Annotated in this window: 19 protein-coding genes; 6 read left to right on the top strand and 13 right to left on the bottom strand. The window is 39.5% G+C overall.

All coding sequences use genetic code 11. The features are described from left to right. Window positions 1-3: 3 nt before the first annotated feature. The 5 genes from BLQ05_RS03475 to BLQ05_RS03455 are packed head-to-tail and all read right to left on the bottom strand — an operon-like array spanning window position 4 to window position 4,978. Window positions 4-414 (bottom strand): hypothetical protein, encoded by a 411-nt coding sequence (locus BLQ05_RS03475; RefSeq protein WP_023576312.1) that lies wholly within the window; start codon window positions 412-414, stop codon window positions 4-6. An 18-nt stretch (window positions 415-432) separates the two neighbouring features. Next, a complete protein-coding gene (locus BLQ05_RS03470; RefSeq protein WP_023576311.1) occupies window positions 433-1,374 on the bottom strand; it encodes an NAD(P)H-dependent flavin oxidoreductase in 942 nt (313 codons plus the stop codon). Between the two features lie 11 nt (window positions 1,375-1,385). Then, entirely contained in the window at window positions 1,386-3,005 is a 1,620-nt protein-coding gene (locus tag BLQ05_RS03465; RefSeq protein ID WP_023576310.1) for a S8 family serine peptidase, read from the bottom strand. Window positions 3,006-3,032: 27 nt separating this feature from the next. Next, complete coding sequence (gene mnmA, locus BLQ05_RS03460) at window positions 3,033-4,220, bottom strand: tRNA 2-thiouridine(34) synthase MnmA (RefSeq protein WP_023576309.1); 1,188 nt, start codon at window positions 4,218-4,220, stop codon at window positions 3,033-3,035. Window positions 4,221-4,240: 20 nt separating this feature from the next. Continuing rightward, window positions 4,241-4,978 (bottom strand): toxin-antitoxin system YwqK family antitoxin, encoded by a 738-nt coding sequence (locus tag BLQ05_RS03455; protein WP_023576308.1) that lies wholly within the window; start codon window positions 4,976-4,978, stop codon window positions 4,241-4,243. A gap of 60 nt (window positions 4,979-5,038) precedes the next feature. On the opposite strand from BLQ05_RS03455, the gene BLQ05_RS03450 reads away from it, so the two are divergent. Next, on the top strand, window positions 5,039-6,013 hold the full coding sequence (locus BLQ05_RS03450) for a fasciclin domain-containing protein (RefSeq protein ID WP_023576307.1): 975 nt from the start codon (window positions 5,039-5,041) through the stop codon (window positions 6,011-6,013). Between the two features lie 51 nt (window positions 6,014-6,064). Here BLQ05_RS03450 and proC read toward each other — a convergent pair whose 3' ends face one another. From proC to guaA, 7 genes are all read right to left on the bottom strand, one after another. Then, window positions 6,065-6,865, bottom strand: a complete 801-nt coding sequence (gene proC, locus BLQ05_RS03445) for a pyrroline-5-carboxylate reductase (protein WP_023576306.1) — start codon at window positions 6,863-6,865, stop codon at window positions 6,065-6,067. A gap of 79 nt (window positions 6,866-6,944) precedes the next feature. Next, window positions 6,945-8,831, bottom strand: a complete 1,887-nt coding sequence (gene yidC / locus BLQ05_RS03440) for a membrane protein insertase YidC (RefSeq protein ID WP_023576305.1) — start codon at window positions 8,829-8,831, stop codon at window positions 6,945-6,947. 33 nt (window positions 8,832-8,864) lie between these two features. Further along, window positions 8,865-10,481: a CTP synthase gene (locus BLQ05_RS03435; RefSeq protein WP_023576304.1), complete on the bottom strand. Its 1,617-nt coding sequence runs from the start codon at window positions 10,479-10,481 to the stop codon at window positions 8,865-8,867. 269 nt (window positions 10,482-10,750) lie between these two features. Then, window positions 10,751-10,984, bottom strand: a complete 234-nt coding sequence (locus tag BLQ05_RS03430) for a DUF3820 family protein (protein ID WP_035654457.1) — start codon at window positions 10,982-10,984, stop codon at window positions 10,751-10,753. Between the two features lies 1 nt (window position 10,985). Then, a complete protein-coding gene (locus BLQ05_RS03425; protein WP_035654455.1) occupies window positions 10,986-11,387 on the bottom strand; it encodes an OsmC family protein in 402 nt (133 codons plus the stop codon). After that, window positions 11,387-13,315, bottom strand: a complete 1,929-nt coding sequence (locus tag BLQ05_RS03420; protein ID WP_023576301.1) for a LysM peptidoglycan-binding domain-containing protein — start codon at window positions 13,313-13,315, stop codon at window positions 11,387-11,389. The genes BLQ05_RS03425 and BLQ05_RS03420 overlap by 1 nt, the downstream gene beginning before the upstream one ends. A 76-nt stretch (window positions 13,316-13,391) precedes the next feature. Then, window positions 13,392-14,921 (bottom strand): glutamine-hydrolyzing GMP synthase, encoded by a 1,530-nt coding sequence (guaA, locus tag BLQ05_RS03415; RefSeq protein ID WP_035654452.1) that lies wholly within the window; start codon window positions 14,919-14,921, stop codon window positions 13,392-13,394. Window positions 14,922-15,013: 92 nt separating this feature from the next. Between guaA and BLQ05_RS03410 the strand changes: the two genes are divergently transcribed. From BLQ05_RS03410 to BLQ05_RS03395, 4 genes are all read left to right on the top strand, one after another. Then, window positions 15,014-16,027, top strand: coding sequence for a DHH family phosphoesterase (locus BLQ05_RS03410; RefSeq protein ID WP_074460087.1), 1,014 nt, complete (start codon window positions 15,014-15,016; stop codon window positions 16,025-16,027). A 79-nt stretch (window positions 16,028-16,106) separates the two neighbouring features. Continuing rightward, window positions 16,107-16,667, top strand: coding sequence for a gliding motility-associated peptidyl-prolyl isomerase GldI (gene gldI, locus BLQ05_RS03405; protein ID WP_023576298.1), 561 nt, complete (start codon window positions 16,107-16,109; stop codon window positions 16,665-16,667). A 25-nt stretch (window positions 16,668-16,692) separates the two neighbouring features. Continuing rightward, window positions 16,693-17,775 (top strand): peptidylprolyl isomerase, encoded by a 1,083-nt coding sequence (locus BLQ05_RS03400; RefSeq protein WP_023576297.1) that lies wholly within the window; start codon window positions 16,693-16,695, stop codon window positions 17,773-17,775. 74 nt (window positions 17,776-17,849) lie between these two features. Beyond that, window positions 17,850-19,055 (top strand): peptidylprolyl isomerase, encoded by a 1,206-nt coding sequence (locus BLQ05_RS03395; protein WP_023576296.1) that lies wholly within the window; start codon window positions 17,850-17,852, stop codon window positions 19,053-19,055. 125 nt (window positions 19,056-19,180) lie between these two features. Here BLQ05_RS03395 and BLQ05_RS03390 read toward each other — a convergent pair whose 3' ends face one another. Continuing rightward, a complete protein-coding gene (locus tag BLQ05_RS03390) occupies window positions 19,181-19,615 on the bottom strand; it encodes a hypothetical protein (protein WP_023576295.1) in 435 nt (144 codons plus the stop codon). A gap of 372 nt (window positions 19,616-19,987) precedes the next feature. On the opposite strand from BLQ05_RS03390, the gene BLQ05_RS03385 reads away from it, so the two are divergent. Beyond that, window positions 19,988-20,285, top strand: a 298-nt coding sequence (locus BLQ05_RS03385; protein ID WP_143000904.1) for a hypothetical protein, incomplete at its 3' end; no start/stop codon positions are given.

The following is a 20,285-nucleotide window of genomic DNA, read 5'->3' as shown; positions in this document are numbered from 1 at the left end:
GACTTATAATTTCACATATTTCATGTTGTATATCAAGACCCTGCTGTCTTCATAGATATACAATTGTTTCACATCGGTGCCTTTCAGCGATCGTATGGCTAACACACATTTGTCGCCGTCAACATTCGCACATTGAAAGGTATCAATACTTCCTTCTTCACTTGTTTTCGGATCGTCGTAACCTAAAATCGTATACAACTGAACTACTTCCGAATACACCACGATTCGGTCTTTGTTGGTATCCAGGGTCACCACTATTTTAGCATCTTTAAAATCAGAATACGGACTCCATTTTCCTTTAGCGTTTTTGATACTCATGCTCACACCCGAGGTTTCAAAACGATAGGTTTGTGCCGCCGCATTTAATCCGATGAATAATAACACTAATACACTTATATTTCTTAAAAATCTCATACTTTTTTCTTTCTTAAATTACAATAATGATGCCACCTGGTTTCTTGCCGTTTCAAATTCGGACATCATCTCATCGACAATTTGTTGTACCGGTTTGATATCGTGAATTAATCCCGCTATTTGTCCTATTTCCAGTTCGCCTTCCACCAAATCACCTTCAAACATACCGCGTTTTGCACGTGCGCGACCTAATAATGCTTTTAACTCTTCGGTTGTTGGGCATTTCGCGTACAATTCCTGAACGTCATTGTAAAATTTGTTCTTCACCAATCGAACCGGAGCCAACTCTTTTAAAGTCAATTGCGTATCGCCTTCTTTCACATCCACTATGGTCTGCTTGAAATTATCATGAGAGGAACTTTCCACAGAAGCGGCAAAACGGCTTCCCACCTGCACACCGTCAGCACCTAAAACCATAGCGGCCAGCATTCCGCGACCCGTGGCAATTCCGCCAGCGGCTATCAAAGGAATTGTGACATTCTCTTTGACCATCGGAATTAATGTAAGCGTAGTGGTTTCTTCCCTTCCGTTGTGTCCTCCGGCTTCGAAACCTTCGGCAACCACAGCATCTACTCCGGCTTCCTGAGCTTTTAAGGCGAATTTGGAACTGCTTACCACATGTACTACGGTAATTCCTTTCTCTTTCAGGAAGGAAGTCCACGTTTTCGGGTTTCCGGCAGAAGTGAAAACGATTTTCACACCTTCTTCCACTATGATGTTCATGATTTCCTCGATGTTCGGATACAGCATCGGTACGTTTACCCCGAAAGGTTTGTCCGTTGCTTTTTTGCATTTCTGAATGTGTTCGCGCAAGACTTCCGGGTACATTGATCCGGCTCCCAATAAACCTAATCCACCGGCATTACTTACGGCACTGGCCAATTTATAACCGCTGTTCCAAATCATTCCACCCTGAACAATCGGGTATTTTATATTAAAAAGTTCTGTTATTCTGTTCATGTTAGTAGGTACTACTTTTTAATCAGTTTTCCGGTTTCGGAAACAGTGTCAAAAGTAACTTTATAAAAATAAATTCCTGAATTTAAATTGTCAAGAGCAATCGTTTGATTGTCTTTAATTGGTTTCTGTAACACCAATTGTCCCAGATTATTGTAAAACGCGATTTCCGCACTTGAAATTGCATCTGTAAATGTTATCGTAATTTGATTCTGAGCCGGATTCGGATAAATCGAAAAGCTTTTTTTACTGAATGCTGAAGTCGATAATAAGGCATTATTGTAAGCCAGCTGAAAATCGGGAATTCCGTAACCGTAATCGTTATTCGGATTCGTGAACCGGTCTGCAGACGCTTTTACCAACTGAATGATTTCGGCATTGGTTTTATTCGGAAACGCACTCCAAAACGATGCTATCGCTCCGGCTAAAATAGGTCCGGCAAAAGAAGTTCCGTTATTGGTGGCGATTGCACCGGTTTGTGTTGCTACCGTTACGCCTACTCCCATTGCCATTAAATCGGGTTTGATTCTACCGTCAAAAGAAGGACCGATAGAACTGAAAGCAGCTTTAATTTCAGAACTGTTTACTGCACCAATGGCTAACGTTGAAACGGCATCGGCAGGAACACTAATGTACGGATTCGCTCCACTCCCTGAATTTCCGGCCGAAGTCACACAAATCATTCCTTTACTGAATGCTATTTCCGCAGCTCTGGAAGAAAAAGAAGTTTGTCCGTTCATATCAGCATAAACATAACTGTATGCCGGATTGTCGTAAGTGAAATAGCCTAAAGAAGTGTTTACCACATCCACTCCCAAACTGTCAGCCATTTCCAAAGCTTCCACCCAATTGCTTTCTTCTAGAGGATTTTCACTGTTCGTGTCTTCCGTGATAAACAAATAATATTGGGCATTGGGAGCGGTTCCTATTAATTCATTATCGGCATAACCACCCATATTGGAAAGGACTTGCGTACCATGTTGGAAACCCGTGTATGGATTGGCTACTCTGTTCACAAAATCGTAACCGCCCAAAATCAGGTTGTTGTCCCGTAAACGCTGAAAAGGCGTCTGAGTATTTACACCCGGAAATCCGGCATCCATAACAGCTATCACTTTTCCGGTTCCTGTAAAATCCTGTTGGTGTAACCAATTTGCGTTTAACATCTGCACCTGAACATTGGAACCTCCGTAATTATAATCTTCCTGTGTTTCCAGAAACTTATTGATTCTTTGCGTAGTTTGATTGGCTTGCGGGGCTGGACGACCTCCCGGATTTAAGGAATGATTGGCATACTGAATTCTGTCAACGAAAGGTAATGTCGTGAGTGCCGCAATATCCGTTTGCGAACCGCGGATATGCAGTGCGTTTAACCATTTTGATTGTGCTTTCACTATTATACCCGTTGCGGCTGTTATCTGATCTATATAGGTTTGATGAATGGGCGTGTCCTGAACATTCAGCGCTATTCCCTGAGTGGTTCTTCTGTCCAAAGCCCTTTGAGAAAGCATCGTGAGCGGATTATCCAGATAGAACTGAGCCATTGGCTTGTCTGTAAAGTAAACCCACGCATCCTCTTGAGAAAAAGCGGTAGCAGTCAATAAGAAAACAAAAAAGAGTAGTGCTTTTTTCATGGCTTTCTGAATTTGTAAAACGCTAATTTATGAAATTACTCCCGAACCAACTAATTCATCGTCAATATGCCACGAAACAAATTGTCCTTCGGTAATTGCCGACTGTGGTTCTTCGAAAACCACGTACATTCCGTTCTCGAATTTGTGCAGTTTCGCTTTCTGAAGTGGCTGACGGTATCGGATTCTGGCCATGATTTCCATAGATTCCCCATTGGCTAAGGCCAGATCTTGACGGATCCAGTGAATTTCCGAATTTTGAACGAACAGCGCTTTTTTGAACAGGCCCGGATGATTGCCTCCCTGCCCTGTGTAGATGCTGTTGGTTTTCACATCGGTCGCGATAATGAAAAGTGGTTCTTTGGTTCCGCCCACATTCAGTCCTTTACGCTGCCCGATGGTGAAATAATGGGCACCCTGATGTTTGCCTACCACTTTTCCCATTTCGGGTGTATACGCAATATTTTTTGCTTCGAACGCGAGTTCCTCTTCCAAGGAATTGAAGTCCGGTTTTTGTGTCGCATAAATGGCATTATCCGCAGTCACTTCGTAAATCAGACCTTCTTTGGGTTGCAGTTGCTGTTGTAAAAATTCGGGTAAGCGTACTTTTCCGATGAAACACAGTCCTTGCGAATCTTTCTTTTCAGCCGTAACCAAATCCATTTGCGCTGCAATTTCACGAACCTGAGGTTTGGTCAGCTCGCCAATGGGAAATAAAGCTTTCGACAATTGCTCCTGCGATAACTGACAAAGAAAATACGACTGATCTTTATTTCCGTCAACTCCGGCTAACAATTGGTAGACTTCTTTTCCGTCTTTATCAAGTGTTCCTTTTCGGCAATAATGTCCGGTTGCCACATAATCGGCACCAAGACTCATTGCTATTTTCATGAAAACATCGAACTTGATTTCACGGTTGCACAATACATCCGGATTGGGCGTTCTGCCTTTTTCATATTCGCTGAACATATAGTCGACGATTTTTTCCTTGTACTGCTCGCTTAAATCGACAGTCTGAAATGGGATTCCTAATTTTTCGGCTACCAAAAGAGCATCATTACTATCCTCTAACCACGGACATTCGTTGGAAATGGTGACCGAATCATCATGCCAGTTCTTCATAAAAAGACCAATGACTTCATAGCCCTGCTCCTTTAAAAGATAAGCGGCAACACTTGAATCCACACCCCCTGAAAGTCCTACAACAACACGCTTCATTTTTTACTCTTTGATTAAATTTATTTTCCCGGGTAATCCACAACAGGTTTCTTTCTTTTTTCGAATTTTTTTCCCTGCAAATTCATGTTCACGTTTTTAAGTTTTCCTTTTTCAAGAATCTTCCACATGCCCACTTTCTTGCCGTTTTTAAACATTCCCTGACCGCTGATTTGCTTTTCGGATATCCTGAAAGTAGCCAACCCGTCGTATTCGTTGTTCTTATAATTTGATTCTTCCAATACCACACCGTTTTCGGCATATTTTTTATAAACCCCTTCCTTCTTCCCGTTTACATACGTAACTTCTTCTGCGATTTTCTCATTAGGGAAATATACTTTTCTCGGACCGTGTAATTTGCCGTCAACATAATTTTCCAGGGTCATGATTTTTTTGGAATCCAGATGGTAGTATTTCCATTCACCCACATAAGTATCTTTCCCAACAACTTTTCCTTCACTTACCTTAAAACCTTTCTGATTGTAAAAGGTAGTATAGTGCGAACCGTCATTGGCCGAAAAATCACGTGTGGCAATCACCACCAATTTTACGGTATTATCGAAATATTTAAACACCCCGGTTTCTTTTCCGTGGTTAAAAGCACCTTCATATCGTGGGTTTTTGGTGTCCTCATAAATCCCTTTCCAAAGCCCGTGTCGCTTCCCGTTTTCGTCAAATTTATTTTCATTTTGACTGTATGCGATTGAGCACCAAAATGTTAACAAAAGTATAAAACTTATGTTTTGTTTAATCTTTTTCATTTTTTGTTAAACAATTTAAATTAGTATTTCTTAACTTAGCTGTATTAAAAACTCTCAACTATGAAAAATATTTCAAAAGTAATCAAATTAAGCGTGCTGGCAATAGTTGCGAGCGTTAGCTTTAGCTGTTCTGATGATGATGGCAATGCACCATCAACTCCAACAAACAATTCCATTTCCGGAATCGCATCAAGAACACCTGATCTTTCCCTTTTGGTTGATGCACTTGATCGTGCTGATTTAGTACAAACATTGAGCCAAAGTGGTTCGTACACCGTATTTGCACCTACCAATGCCGCTTTCACCACCTTTCTAAGCGACAATGGATTTGCTTCTTTAGATGAAGTTCCGGTGAGTGTTTTAAAAGAAATCCTTTTAAATCATGTTGTTTCCGGAGCTTTACCCTCTTCTTCGCTATCAAACGGTTATGTTAAAACACTAGCCAAAGGTAGTGCTTCCTCATCCAATACCCTAAGTATGTATGTAAACACGACAAGTGGCGTCAAACTGAATGGTATTTCAAATGTAACCATCCCAAATATAGCTGCCTCCAATGGTGTCATCCATATTGTTGACACCGTTATCGGATTGCCCACTGTTGTAACCCATGCTTTGGCGAATCCCAACTTTACCACATTGGTTAGTGCGCTTACAAGAGCAGACCAACCTGATTTTGCAGGTATTCTTTCCGGAACCACAAATTCACCTTTCACTGTTTTTGCCCCAACAAACGATGCATTCGGTTCGCTATTAACAGAACTGGGAGCCGCGAGTTTAAATGATATCAATCAGAATACACTTGAGAACACTTTAAAATACCACGTTGTTGCAGGGGCGAATGTTTTGTCGTCCACGTTAACAAACAATCAGGCAGTAACTACATTTCAAGGTCAGAACTTTACGATTACCACAACTGGCGGTGCTAAAATTACGGATGCGAACAATAGGGTGAGCAACATAATCGCGGTTGATGTTCAGGCTGCTAACGGCGTAATACACGTGCTTGACAAAGTAATACTACCGATGTTAAACTAAATTCAACAAACAAACTAAAATTGCGAAGCACCTCCAAAGGGTGCTTTTCGTTTACATGCCCAATTCGAGTGCCCGTTCATTGGCAGCCATAACCGCTTTTCCAATAATTGCCTCCGTATATGAAATATCAAAAACCTCCAGCGCTTTTTCCGTTGTTCCGCCTTTGGATGCCACTTTTGTAATCCATTCTTCGTTTGAAAAAGAATTGGTGTTCTTCAGATGTATCGATCCTATGAAGGTCTGATTCACCAACAACTCCGCTTCCGAAGCCGTAAAACCCAATTGCTCCGCGGCCTTAATCATCGACTTCATGAAATAAAACACATAGGCCGGACCACTTCCTGAAACGGCAGTAGCGGCGTCAATGAGTTTTTCATTATCCACATAAATCGATTTACCCGTTGTATTTAATAAATTCTGAATGATAAACAAATCCTTTCTGTCAATATCCGATGAAGCGGAAAAAACGGTCATTCCCATTCCGATTTGCGAAACGATATTCGGCATGGAACGCACCACTTTTGAACAATCGGTCATTTTCTGAATGGTTCCGATGGTAACACCGGCCATTATGGAAAGTACGATTTGACTGTCGGTTAGCTTCGACTTCAGTTTTTCGGAAACCGATTCAAAATCCTGAGGCTTCACGGCCAGAATGACGATATCCGTTTCTGAAAAAGAATCGTTGATTTCCGAAATAAAATTACCCGCCGGAATCCCGAACGTTTCTTTTTCCGTTGGTGTGAATTTATCCACTACAATAATATCTTCCGCCTTGATGAATCGGGAATTGATAAAACTGTTGGCATAGGTTTTTCCCATATTGCCGTAACCGATAATCGCAATTTTCATGATTGTAATAAATAAAAAAGCCCTGGATTTATGAGTGTTAACTTTCTAAATACAGGGCTTTGACTTTTATAAATATATATTATTTTTTGGCTTTCTTTTGTGCTTCAGCCTGTTCCATCATTTCCTGCATTTTCTTTTGGAACTTGCTTTGTGGTTTGTCTTTGGTTTTATTAACCTGAATCTGGGCGTGAATTTTCTTCTCGTCTACAATATAATTCTTGATAACCAACATGATACCAATAGTAATGGTATTTGAGATGAAGTAATACAAACTCAACCCGGATGCATAATTGTTAAAGAAGAACAACATCATGATCGGAGACACATAAATCATGATTTTCATGATTTTACCCATATCCGGCATCCCTTCCTGTGGAGGAGTGCTCATTGCCTGATCACCTGTAGTCATTTTCATGTAGAAGAAAATGGCAACCGATGCTAAAATCGGGAACAAACTCACGTGACTTCCGTAGAACGGAATATGGAAAGGCAATTCTAAAACCGAATCGTAAGAGGATAAATCGTCTGCCCAAAGGAAACTCTTCTGACGCAAATCAAACATCGATGGGAAGAACTGGAATAGTGCATAGAATACCGGAATCTGCATGACCGCCGGTAAACAACCCGCCATCGGATTCACACCTGCCTTACCATACAATTTCATGGTTTCCTGTTGTTTCTTCATTGGATCTTTGGCGAATTTTTCATTCAGTTCGGCAATCTCAGGACGCAACACTTTCATTTTTGCCTGAGACAAATACGACTTGTATGTTACCGGAGACATCACCAAACGCACTAACATGGTGAAAACAACAATGGCAATTCCGTGAGGAAAATAATCGCTTAAGAAATCATAGGCCGGAATGAAAACATAACGGTTAATCCATCCAAAGATTCCCCAACCTAAAGGCAATACCTCGTCTAGGTTCTTTTCGTACCCATTTAAAATTTTATAATCGGCCGGACCGTAGTACCAGTTCATGTTATAATTCAATTCGCCGTTTTTAAAGGCCAACGGTAATTTTGCCGAAAAATTCTTCGTGAAAACCGTATCTTTTTCTTCATCGTCAACAAGGTTCTCCGATTTTAACTGCGCGTTTTTAATTGGTGTGTCGGTCAATAAAATTGAGGTGAACAAATCCTGTTTGAAAGCAACATAGGTCAAATCTTCCGCTGTAGTTTCATCCAATTCACTTGCTGCACTCAAATAATTATCTTTTCCGTCTTCGTATTCATAAACCAATTCAGTATAACGGTTTTCATACGAAACACTTTTTTCGTTTCGGTAAGCTTTTAACTGCCAATCCAAATCAAGTGGTTTGGAAGTATTGATTACGTTGTTCAACCCTTGGGAACGAACGGAGAAATCCATCATGTATTCGTTAGGTCTCAACACGTAACGGTACTCCAAAAACTGGTCTGCACCTGCTTTTAAACGCATGGTTACCACCTGATTTGCACCTTCTTTAGTCACCGTAGGCTCAAAATACAGGTCTTTTGTATTTAAAACACGGTTGTCTTTCGTTTGCAACTGAATGTTCAGGTTGGCATTGTTATTTTTGATGATTTCTACAGGTTTTTGCGAACCTTTATGGAATTGTTCAAAATTATTGACTTTAGCATTAACAATGTATCCTCCTTTGTTGGCGATTTTCAACGTTAACACTTCATTTTTAATTTCTGTAACCGCATCTTTAGCTGAAGGTAGAGATGCAGAGTAAGCGAATGAACCAAGAGTTCCCTGAAGCGCTTTTACTTTTAAAGAATCTGTTTGCGTTGTATCTGCCACAACAGCAGCTACAGCCTGTTCTTTTGCTTTTTCTACTTTTTCAGTGGTTGCTTTTTTAGCATCGTCTGCCATTGATTTTTTCTCTTCGGAGATGTTGTTATACATCATCCAAATCATTAATCCGGCAATTAATACAAATCCAAAAATAGTTTTAAGATCTAATTTTTTTTCTTCCATTATTACATTTTGTTGTTTTTGTCTGTGTGCTTCTTAGCAACAAACTTTATTTTTCACCGCAGCTGCCACGAAACTGACAAACAACGGATGCGGGTTGGCTACCGTACTTTTATATTCCGGATGGTACTGCACACCAATGAAAAACGGATGATTTTCCAATTCCACAATTTCAACCAAACCGGTATCCGGATTGATTCCTGATGCTTTTAATCCGGCATTTTCCAATGCTTCCAGATAGTCGCCATTAAATTCATAACGGTGACGGTGACGCTCCAAAATATCGGTTTTTCCATAAATTCTGTGCGCCAGTGAATTCTCTTTGATATGGCATTTCCAGGCTCCCAAACGCATGGTTCCGCCTTTATCTGTAATCGTTTTTTGTTCTTCCATGATGCTGATTACAGGGTGTGTGGTACCTTCATTCATTTCTGTTGAATTGGCATCGGCATACCCTAAAACATTTCTGGAATATTCGATAACCGCCATTTGCATTCCCAAACAGATTCCGAAGAACGGAATGTTATTTTCTCTTGCATAACGAACGGTTTCAATTTTACCTTCAATCCCGCGACCGCCAAATCCCGGAGCAACAAGTATACCATCCAGGTCTTTCAACTGTTCGTCTGCCGTTTTGGCATCCAAATATTCCGAATGAATACTAATCACGTTCACTTTTGTTTCATTCGCCGCACCTGCGTGGATGAATGCTTCCAAAATCGATTTATAAGAATCCTGCAATTCCACATATTTCCCGACCAAACCGATGTTTACTTCGTGTTTCGGGTTTTTCAGTTTGTGTAAGAACTCGTTCCATTGGGATAAATCCGGGGTGTTTTTTTCCGGTAAATCCAATTTTTTCAAGGCCACTTTATCCAATCCTTCTTCCAACATTAAGTTCGGAACATCATAAATTGTGGATGCATCGATGGACTGAATAACCGCTTCTTTTTTCACATTACAGAACAACGCCAATTTCTGACGTAAGTCTTGCGACAATTCGTGTTCGGTTCGGCAAACCAAAATATCGGCTTTGATACCGCTCTCCATTAAGGTTTTTACCGAGTGTTGTGTGGGTTTTGTTTTTAATTCACCGGCAGCGGCCAAATACGGCACCAATGTTAAGTGAATTACGATTCCGTTATGCTCGCCCAATTCCCAAACCAATTGACGTACGGATTCGATATAAGGTAATGATTCAATGTCACCTACCGTTCCTCCAATTTCTGTAATCACAATGTCATAATCACCCGATCTGCCAAGCAACTGCATGCGTTCCTTAATTTCGTTAGTGATGTGAGGCACAACCTGAACCGTTTTCCCCAAGAACTCCCCGCGACGCTCTTTTTCGATTACGGAAAGGTATACTCTACCCGTCGTAACGTTATTCGCCTGCGAAGTCGGAACATTCAAAAATCGTTCGTAGTGACCCAAATCCAAATCGGTTTCGGCACCATCATCCGTTACATAACATTCCCCGTGTTCGTATGGATTCAACGTTCCCGGATCGACATTAATATACGGATCGAATTTCTGAATAGTAGTTCTGTACCCTCTTGCCTGCAATAATTTTGCTAAAGAAGCTGCGATAATTCCTTTTCCAAGTGAAGAAGTCACACCTCCGGTAACAAAAATATACTTCGTTTGATTCATTGTGTTGTGTTTATTGTTGTGTTGTTGTTGTAAAAAACCTGGCAAAAATACGATTATAATTCGATTTTTAGATTGTTGATTTCTTAGATTTTTAGAAAATAACGAATAATTAACTAATCGTGTTATACATTCAGACTTCTTAGACATTCTTAGACATAATAGACTCCGAAAAATCTGATTTCTTTAAATATATGTTATAAATAAAATTCAAAAATCACAACGTATTCTAAAGCATCTGAAAATCTGAAAATCTAAGTTATCTAAGAAGTCTATCTTGGCTTCGGGAAGTTTCTACGGATGTTTCTCACGAGTTCTTCGAGTCCGTTAAGTTTGAGCTCGTAAACCAATTGCAATTGTTCTCCCAATTGCCCTTTCGGAAAGCCTTTGTTGTGATACCAGACCACATAATATTCGGGTAGGTCAATAAGAAAATACCCCTCGTATTTTCCGAAGGGCATTTTGGTATGTGCAAGTTTTATTAAAAGTTCCTGTTGTTTATTCAACTTACTTCCAGTTAAATTTTATTTCTTTTTTAATATCCGGATGTAAACTAAAGAAAACAGGACACGTCATAGCTGTTTTTTCCAAAATGGTTCTGGTTTTATCATCAGCGGAAATTGACATATTGAAGGTAACATGTACTTCCGTTATTCTTCTCGGCTCCGTTCCCATAACCTTAGTTACTTCGGCTGTCGAACCTGAAAAATCCACTTCCATGTCTCTGGCTTTGATTCCCATAACGGTAAACATGCAGCTTGCTAAGGCATTGGCAACGGTATCGGTTGGTGAAAACGCCTCTCCTTTTCCGTTGTTGTCTAAGGGTGCATCGGAAATGATTTCACTTCCGGAATTGGTATGAATCGACGATGTTCTTAAATCGCCTAAATAAGTCACTTTTGAAGTCATTATTTCGCTTCTTTTAACGTTAAATCTTCGTCGTAGTATAACAGATAAACCCCTCTGTTGTAGTATCCACCGTCAAGGTTTACGTAGTTAAATTTACTCTCGATTTGTTCCGATGCTTTTTTGTTTACCGATTCTTTGTAACCGCCGTCCTGGAACAATCTCAGGATTACATCAAACGTCACATCAAATCCGCGGGTCGCGAAACGGTTCGGGAAAATATTGTTTTTCTTTTTGAAAACTTTCGCAAAAATAGCTGCCTGAGTGGTTTCATTATCCCTTGATACTGAAGGGTACAATAGTTTCAGTTTGGTTAATTTACTTAGCGGAATTTCTTCAAAATCCAACGTTTCATTTTTCTCCAAGGTTACCATTTGCACCTGATATTCGGATGATGCGGATACCAAAATATTACACGTACTTAACACCATCCCTGTTTTTTCGGATTCCAGAATAACATAGTTGGTTTTGTCCTTATCCATCAGACTTTTTACATTTTCCAATGTAGGAACGCCTTTGTCATTGATTTCAGCAATTTTAACCGACGGGTAATTTTCTGTTATGTACTGCTTCATGCTCCCTTTTTTCGGATCGATAATGGCAATGATATTCCCGTTTCGTTCCATCATAAAATCAAACATTTTGCGTTTCACATCCAATGCGTTTGGCATGGCCTGAAACAAATTGGAATACGGTTTTCCTCTTTCGTTTGACAATGGCGAAATAACCGGAGTATTGTATTTTTCCAATAAAGAGGCAGCTGTTTCAACATGATTTTGGAAAAACGGACCAATAACGGCATCTGTTTTAGAGAAATCGTTCGACGAAATTAAAGACGCTACCGCAGAAGAATTTTTAGACTCTTCCGAATCCAGAATTTTCACGGTTAACGGCAATCCTAACGTTTTAGCCGAATCAATTGCGATTAATGCACCGGCATAGAAATCCAACGTCATGTTTAAAAATTTGTCTTTTTTCAAACGTTCCGTAACCGAATTTACCGAATCGGCTTCAATCTTATCGATATGGAAAGGCAACAGCAATACCAGTTCTTTTCCTTCGCCTTTATTCATCGTTTTGATGATATCGGCTTGCTCTTTATTCGGATTAATCTGATTGAATTTGGCATTTGACGGTACTTTGATGGTCATTCCGATTTTGACACCATTAGCCAATTCCGGATTCACCGCCAACAATTGCTCCTGAGATAATCCTGACGCTTTTGTCAAACTGTACAATGTCTCTTTAGGCTGAACCGTATAATCCATGTACTGCACCACCGCTTTTGACTGAACCGGCGCCGTTTTAGCAGCAACAGGCGTATTTTTATTCAAACGTAAATTTTGTCCGATTTCAAGATTTTCTTTGATTTCCGGATTTAATGTTTCAAGTTCTTCAACTGTTAATCCGTATTTTTTTGCGATACCGAATTTGGTTTCTTTAGGCTCCACCAAATGGTATTTCTGAGTAGAAGCAGCAACTGATTTAGCCACAATAGCAGGTTTGTCAACTTTTTTTGTGGTGAAAACCACAATCGTCTGTCCTAATTTCAATCCTTCTTTTTCGATATCCGGATTATTTTTCTTAATTGACTCCTCTGAAGTGTCGTATTTTTTTGCAATACTGTATACTGTCTCTTTGGCTTCCACCACATGATACACACGCGTTTCCTTACCGGTTGGTTTTGGAGTGTCTTTTACAACTGTTTTAACAGCCTGACCCGCTTTCGTCGGAATCAAAAGTATCGCATTTTCATTGACGCCGTTTTTGGCTTCAGGATTTAAACGATAAATATCTTCCGGAGCCACATTGTACTTTTTGGCTATCGAATACGTAGTTTCTCCTTTTGCAACTTTATGTTCTTTCGTCTGCGAAAAAGCAGAAACAGAAACTAATAAAGTGGTACACAATCCAATAAAAAATTGCTTCATATGGTATTTTTTAAAACGAACAAGTCGTTACAAAGTTATAGATTGTAACGACTTATTCATAATTTTCTTAATTATTTTATTCCCACTCAATTGTGGCGGGCGGTTTCGAGCTGATATCATACACCACTCGGTTCACACCTTTCACTTTATTGATGATTTCATTTGAAATTTTCATTAAGAAGTCATACGGTAAATGTACCCAGTCCGCAGTCATTCCGTCCGTAGATTCTACAGCGCGTAATGCCACCACTTTTTCATAGGTACGCTCATCGCCCATAACCCCAACACTGTTTACCGGCAACAGGATTGCTCCTGCCTGCCAAACCTTGTCGTACAATCCGTGTTCTTTCAATCCGTTGATAAAAACAGCATCCACTTCCTGAAGAATTCTTACTTTCTCCGGCGTAATGTCGCCTAAAATACGAATGGACAAACCCGGTCCCGGGAACGGATGTCTTCCTAACAATTCCGGATCGATTCCTAAAGTCGCTCCTACTCTACGTACTTCGTCTTTGAACAACATACGTAAAGGTTCTGCAATTTTCAGTTTCATAAAATCCGGCAAACCACCTACATTGTGATGTGATTTAATGGTTGCCGAAGGTCCTTTTACCGAAACCGATTCGATTACGTCCGGATAAATTGTTCCTTGTGCCAACCATTTAACATCTTCGATGTGGTGTGCTTCGTTGTCAAAAACTTCAATGAACACACGGCCGATAATCTTTCGTTTTGTTTCCGGATCATCCACTCCGGCTAATTCAGACAAAAATCGTTCCGAAGCGTCTACTCCTTTCACATTTAAGCCCATTCCTTTGTATTGGTTCAATACGTTTTCGAATTCATTCTTACGTAACAAACCGTTATTCACGAAGATACAATATAATTGACTGCCAATAGCTTTATTCAATAAAACTGCCGCTACTGTTGAATCCACACCTCCGGAAAGTCCCAAAACTACTTTATCGCCTTGGATTTTTTCCTGCATTTCGGCTACAATTTCTTCAACGAATGCACCCGGAGTAAAGTTTTGAGGCACTTCAGCAATTTTTACCAGGAAGTTTTCCAACATTTGTTTCCCATCAGTGGAATGGAATACTTCCGGATGGTACTGAATAGCGTAAGTAGTTTCACCTTCGATTTTATAGGCAGCATATTCTACATCATTTGTACTCGCTAACTTAATTCCGTTAGTAGGCAATGCTTTAATACTATCACTGTGGCTCATCCAAACCTGACTGTTTTGAACAACGCCATCAAAGAAAACTTCGTCTTCCTTAATATAAGATAAATTTGCTCTACCGTATTCTCTGGTATTGGAAGCAGCTACTTCACCTCCGCTGAAATGGGCCAGATATTGCGCTCCGTAACAAACCGCAAGCAAAGGCATTTTACCTCTGATTTGCGATAAATCAGGATGTGGCACATCTTCTCCACGAACGGAAAAAGGACTTCCTCCTAAAATTACAGCTTTATAACTTGATAAATCATCCGGAAAATGATTGTAAGGAAAAATTTCGCAGAATATATTTAATTCGCGAACGCGGCGTGCAATAAGTTGTGTGTATTGCGATCCGAAATCTAAAATAAGTACGTTGTGTTGCATGTGCAAAAATAGACATTTCTGTGAAAATGAAAAATTAAAAATTCAAAGATTTATTTAACTAATTTTTTATTCAAAAAACGTATTTTCGCATCATGATGACAGCCAATGATATTGAAGCAATTAAACAACTTTTAGCTTCCCCTAAGAAAATAGCAATTATTCCGCACCGAAATCCCGATGGTGATGCCATGGGTTCTACGCTGGGTTTATATCACTTTCTAAAGCAACAAAACCACGAAGTGACGGTAATTTCTCCTAACGAATTTCCTGATTTTCTGGCGTGGTTACCTGATGCCGAAAAGACGATGATATTTGAAAAAGACATCCAGAACAGTACCGAAAAATTAAAACAGGCCGATATTGTTTTTACTTTGGATTTCAATGCACTGCACCGCGTGGGCGATTTTATGGCAGCCACTTTGGAAAAGCTGGACACGACTTTTATAATGATTGACCACCATCAGTTACCGGACAATTATGCAAAATATACGTTTTCCGATACCGGATTTGGTTCTACATGCGAAATGGTGTATCATTTCATCCATCAGTTGGGTGGAGAAAATCTGATAAACAAAACGGTGGCAACTTGTATTTATACGGGAATTGTAACCGATTCGGGTTCGTTCCGTTTTCCGCTTACAACCAGCACCACGCATCGTGTGGTTGCCGATTTATTGGACAAAGGAGTGGAAAATCCAAAAATACACAACCTACTTTTCGATACGAGTTCCTATAACCGTTTGCAACTTTTGGGCCGTGCGCTGCAAAACATGAAGCTGTTACCTGAATACAAAACATCATATATAACGTTGAGTCAGGCGGAACTGGACCAGTTCGGTTATGTGAAAGGCGATACGGAAGGCATCGTAAATTATGGTTTGTCGCTAAAAGGATTTGACTTTACGGCCATTTTCATCGAAAACAAAGAGGAAGGCATCATCAAAATATCGTTCCGTTCGCAAGGGGCATTTGATGTGAATCAGTTCGCGAGAAACCATTTCAGCGGAGGCGGACATATAAATGCTGCCGGAGGAAAATCTAGTTTGCCATTGGATGAAACAGTAAAACAATTTATTGCTATTTTAGCAGCAGAAAAGAATAACTGATTATGAAATAAGCATTTACCTTAGGCAAAAAAACTTTGAAATGCGATTCCATATGACCGTTAAAAACAAAAATTGACATATGAAAAGAATACATATTTATGGCGTAATGTTTTCCGGAATTTTATTCGCTTGCTGCACTCAAAAACAGGAAGCACGTAAACCGGTTTCACATACCTCGGGGACTTTCATGAAAGAATCGATTGAACGCAACAAAAAGCTTATCAGTAACGAGGAAACGCTTATAAGTGAAATCATCAAAAAAGATACCGCCAACGATTATATCGCTTCGCCAAAAGGCTATTGGTACTATTATGATGTGAAAAGCACCACCGAAACCCTTACGCCCAAAAAAGGTGACATTGCCAACTTCAACTATCAGGTTACTGATTTGGAAGGCACCGTGATTTATACTTCGGATGAAATGAAAACCCAGCGCTATGTGGTAGACAAACAGCACATCATGATGGGGTTACGCGACGGCATCAAACTAATGAAAAAAGGTGAAAAAGTAACGTTCCTTTTCCCATCACACATGGCCTACGGTTATCATGGTGACAATGAAAAAATCGGTACCAACCAACCCATTATCTGCACCGTTACGTTAAACAGTTTCAAACCGGGCGAAATAAAACCCGAATAATTTTTAAAACACCTATACCTGCACTATGAGAAAAGCAATTACAGGGGTACTATTGGCGTTAAGCGCCTTATTCATTTCCTGCAAAGACAACCACGAAAATCTGCCAGAAGGCTTATATGCCAACATCGAAACACCAAAAGGAGATATCGTTGTTTCCCTTGAATATTTTAAAGCACCGGTTACCGTGGCCAATTTCGTTACGTTGGCTGAAGGCAAGAATCCTTTTGTTAATGCCAAATACAAAGGTAAACCGTTTTATGACGGACTAACCTTTCACAGAGTGATTCAGGATTTCATGATTCAGGGTGGTGATCCGGAAAACACCGGAAACGGCGGACCGGGTTATAAATTTAAAGACGAAATCGACCCCTCTTTAAAACACAATGACAGTGGTATTCTATCAATGGCCAATGCAGGTCCGAACACCAATGGAAGTCAGTTTTTCATCACCCACAGAGCAACAGAGCATCTGGATGGTATTCATACTGTTTTTGGAAAAGTGGTGGAAGGCATGGATGTGGTTGCGGCGATTGAAGGAGGTGACGAAATCACCAAAGTGACCATTATCCGTAAAGGTACCAAAGCGACTGCTTTTGACGCGTTGAAAGTTTTTAAAAATTATTATGATACGGAAGCGGTCGAACTTAAGAAAATCGCAGACAAAACTGCAAAAATCAAAACCGATAAACTAGCCGAATTTGCTGCTTTGAGAGCCAAAGCCATCAAAACACAATCGGGATTGGAATATGCATTTATTAAAAAAGGAAACCAGCCAAAATTAGCTCCGGGCACCAACGTTCTATTTAGTTATGCCGGCTATTTTGAAAATGGCGAGCTTTTTGATACCAACTATAAAGACGTTGCGGAACTTTTCGGAATCTACGATGAGATGCGCGACCAACAGGGAGGCTATGCACCATTCCCATTTGAATATGGCAAAAAAGATGGTTTAATTCCTGGATTCATCGAAGGCATGGAAAAAATGTCAACCGGAGACAAGCTGATTTTATTTATACCTTCGTATCTTGGCTACGGAGAGCGAGGCGCACAAGTGATTCCGCCAAATACAAATTTGGTTTTTGAAATCGAATTATCGGCAAAAAAATAAAATATACTAGGGACAAATCCTGAAAATCCCGGCACGATGCAAAAAGAGTAAGGTTATTTATTACAAGCGTAAAGATGAAAAATAAAATTTTGCTTTTATTATTTTTAGGAATGATGAGCGGATATGCTCAAAAAACAAAAAAAGCCACCACTGCTAAAGCGAAAGCAAAAACAACCAAAACCGTTTCGGCAGCAGCCAGCGAAGGAGTGTTTGCGGATATTGAAACCAATAAAGGAAAAATTACCTTGAAACTGGAGTACAAAAAAACACCTGTTACGGTGGCTAACTTTGTATCTTTAGCGGAAGGTAAAAATTCTATTGTAAAAGAAGAGTTAAAAGGAAAACCTTATTATGACGGATTAAAATTTCACCGAGTAATTAAAGACTTCATGATCCAGGGTGGTGATCCGCTTGGAACAGGAGCCGGTGATCCGGGGTATAAATTTAAAGATGAAATTGATGCCACTTTAAAACACAGCAAAGGCGGAATCCTTTCGATGGCGAATGCCGGACCGGGAACCAACGGAAGTCAGTTTTTCATCACCCACAAAGAGACACCGTGGTTAGACGGAAAACACACCGTTTTCGGAGAGGTGACTCAAGGTATGGATGTGGTAAATAAAATTGAGCAAAACGATCAGATCATCAAAATGACCATCATCCGTAAAGGAAAAGAAGCTAAGAAATTTGATGCTGCCAAAGTATTTGCCGATTACTACGCCAACAAAGCGGAAGACGACAAAAAATTTGCGGAAGCACAAGCTGAACTGCAAAAAAAGCAAGCTGAACTTGACGCTGCAAAAGACAAAGAATACAATGAAAAATTTGGTGCTGTGATACAGGCTAAAAAAGCAGAATTCGAAAAACTGAAAGCAACCGCTACTAAAACGGCGAGTGGTTTGCAGTATGTGATCACTAAAAAAGGAAGTGACAAAAAACCGGCAGCGGGAGCTCAGGTACAAATTGGTTACGCCGGCTATTTTGAAAACGGAAAAATGTTTGATGCCAGTTTCGAAGATGTGGCGAAAGCCTACGGAAAGCATGACCCAATGCGCGCGCAACAAGGTGGTTACAACGGTTTTCCTTTCACTTACGGAAACAAAACCGGTTTGATTCCCGGATTTATTGAAGGTCTGGAAAACATGAATTCCGGAGACCGTGCAGTGATTTTCATTCCATCTGCCTTAGCATACGGACAAAAAGGTGCAGGAGGAATTATTCCACCTAATACCGATTTGATTTTCGAACTGGAAATGACCGAACCGACCCAAAAACAATAACCGTTTTCGGCAGATTTAAGACAACATCAATCTGATTACAATAAAAAAGGCACATTAGTTTTCACTCTTGTGCCTTTTGTTTTTCCCCTCTTCCTTAATGATTTATCAAGGATTACTGTTTTTTTTTATCCGGAAAACCTCCAGTCGAATTCGTCATTTTCAATGATTGCTCCCACCTCCACCTTTGTGATTTCATCGAATTCACAGATAAGCATGAGCCAATTATCTTCGTTAAAGTAACTTACGATACCGTCTTCTTCGGCAATTTCCCATGATTTATAAATTCGTTCCGGTGCTTCATTTTGTACCTCTTTCGGCATACGACCTATGACTTCTTTATCAAAAAGTGTCGTTTCCGGATGAGAGATTACCATATACCCCAAGCGAAACTCCTCCTCTTCATAAAAAGTAAGCCGCAATTTGTGTTGATTATATAGGTAAACCACGTTTTTTTCCTCGTCAGTAAACTGCTTATTGGGTTTGCCAATTAAAGTAATCACGTGTTGCTGTTTCATTCCGAAAAGCAACTCCCCTATTCCATTTTTAGGATAAATATTCATTGAATTCGTATTTTATACAAAGGTAATTCTTTTCAGAAGAGCACAATCTTATTTTTGATTTTTGCCGAGCTCAAAACTACAGTGATCGAAACGTATCAGTTTTCATTTCAAAATTTGATTTCAGAAAAATTTTACATAAAAATAAAAAGACAATTACTGAAAACCATCAATTTTGTTTTATATTTGACGAGTTAAGGAATGAAAATATATATTTAAAATATATTCAAAAAACGAAATGCATTTTTTTAAATATATTTACACAAAGCCTTAATTTTAAACAGATTAACCAACTCTTTATTTACTCAACAACTGCGTATATATATGAGTTGTGCAACAGTTCAAGTAAACTGAACGGATTTTACATCTAAATAAATGAAAATAATTATTATTATTTGTGCTATATCATTTGCTATGAATTTCTTTGCTAAATATTTTTTTACTCAATTGAATAAAAGAAAGGGAGAAAAAATTTTAAATCTATATAGTCACATAGATTTAAAAAAAGTGGAAGTTAAAATTTCAGAGACAAGAATTAATACTCTTACGAATCGTGGAGGAACATTAGGCTATTTAAATGCAATAATGTTTTACTCTGATGGTCTATTAATTTTCACACAAAACGAAAAATACAATTTTGAAGAAATTAATATTACTTTACCATTGATTATTA

Origin of the sequence: Flavobacterium saliperosum (assembly GCF_900100625.1) — a bacterium.
GTDB classification, from domain to species: domain Bacteria; phylum Bacteroidota; class Bacteroidia; order Flavobacteriales; family Flavobacteriaceae; genus Flavobacterium; species Flavobacterium saliperosum.
The sequence above is the reverse complement of the archived record's forward strand: the minus strand, read 5'-3'. Positions and strand labels throughout refer to the sequence as shown.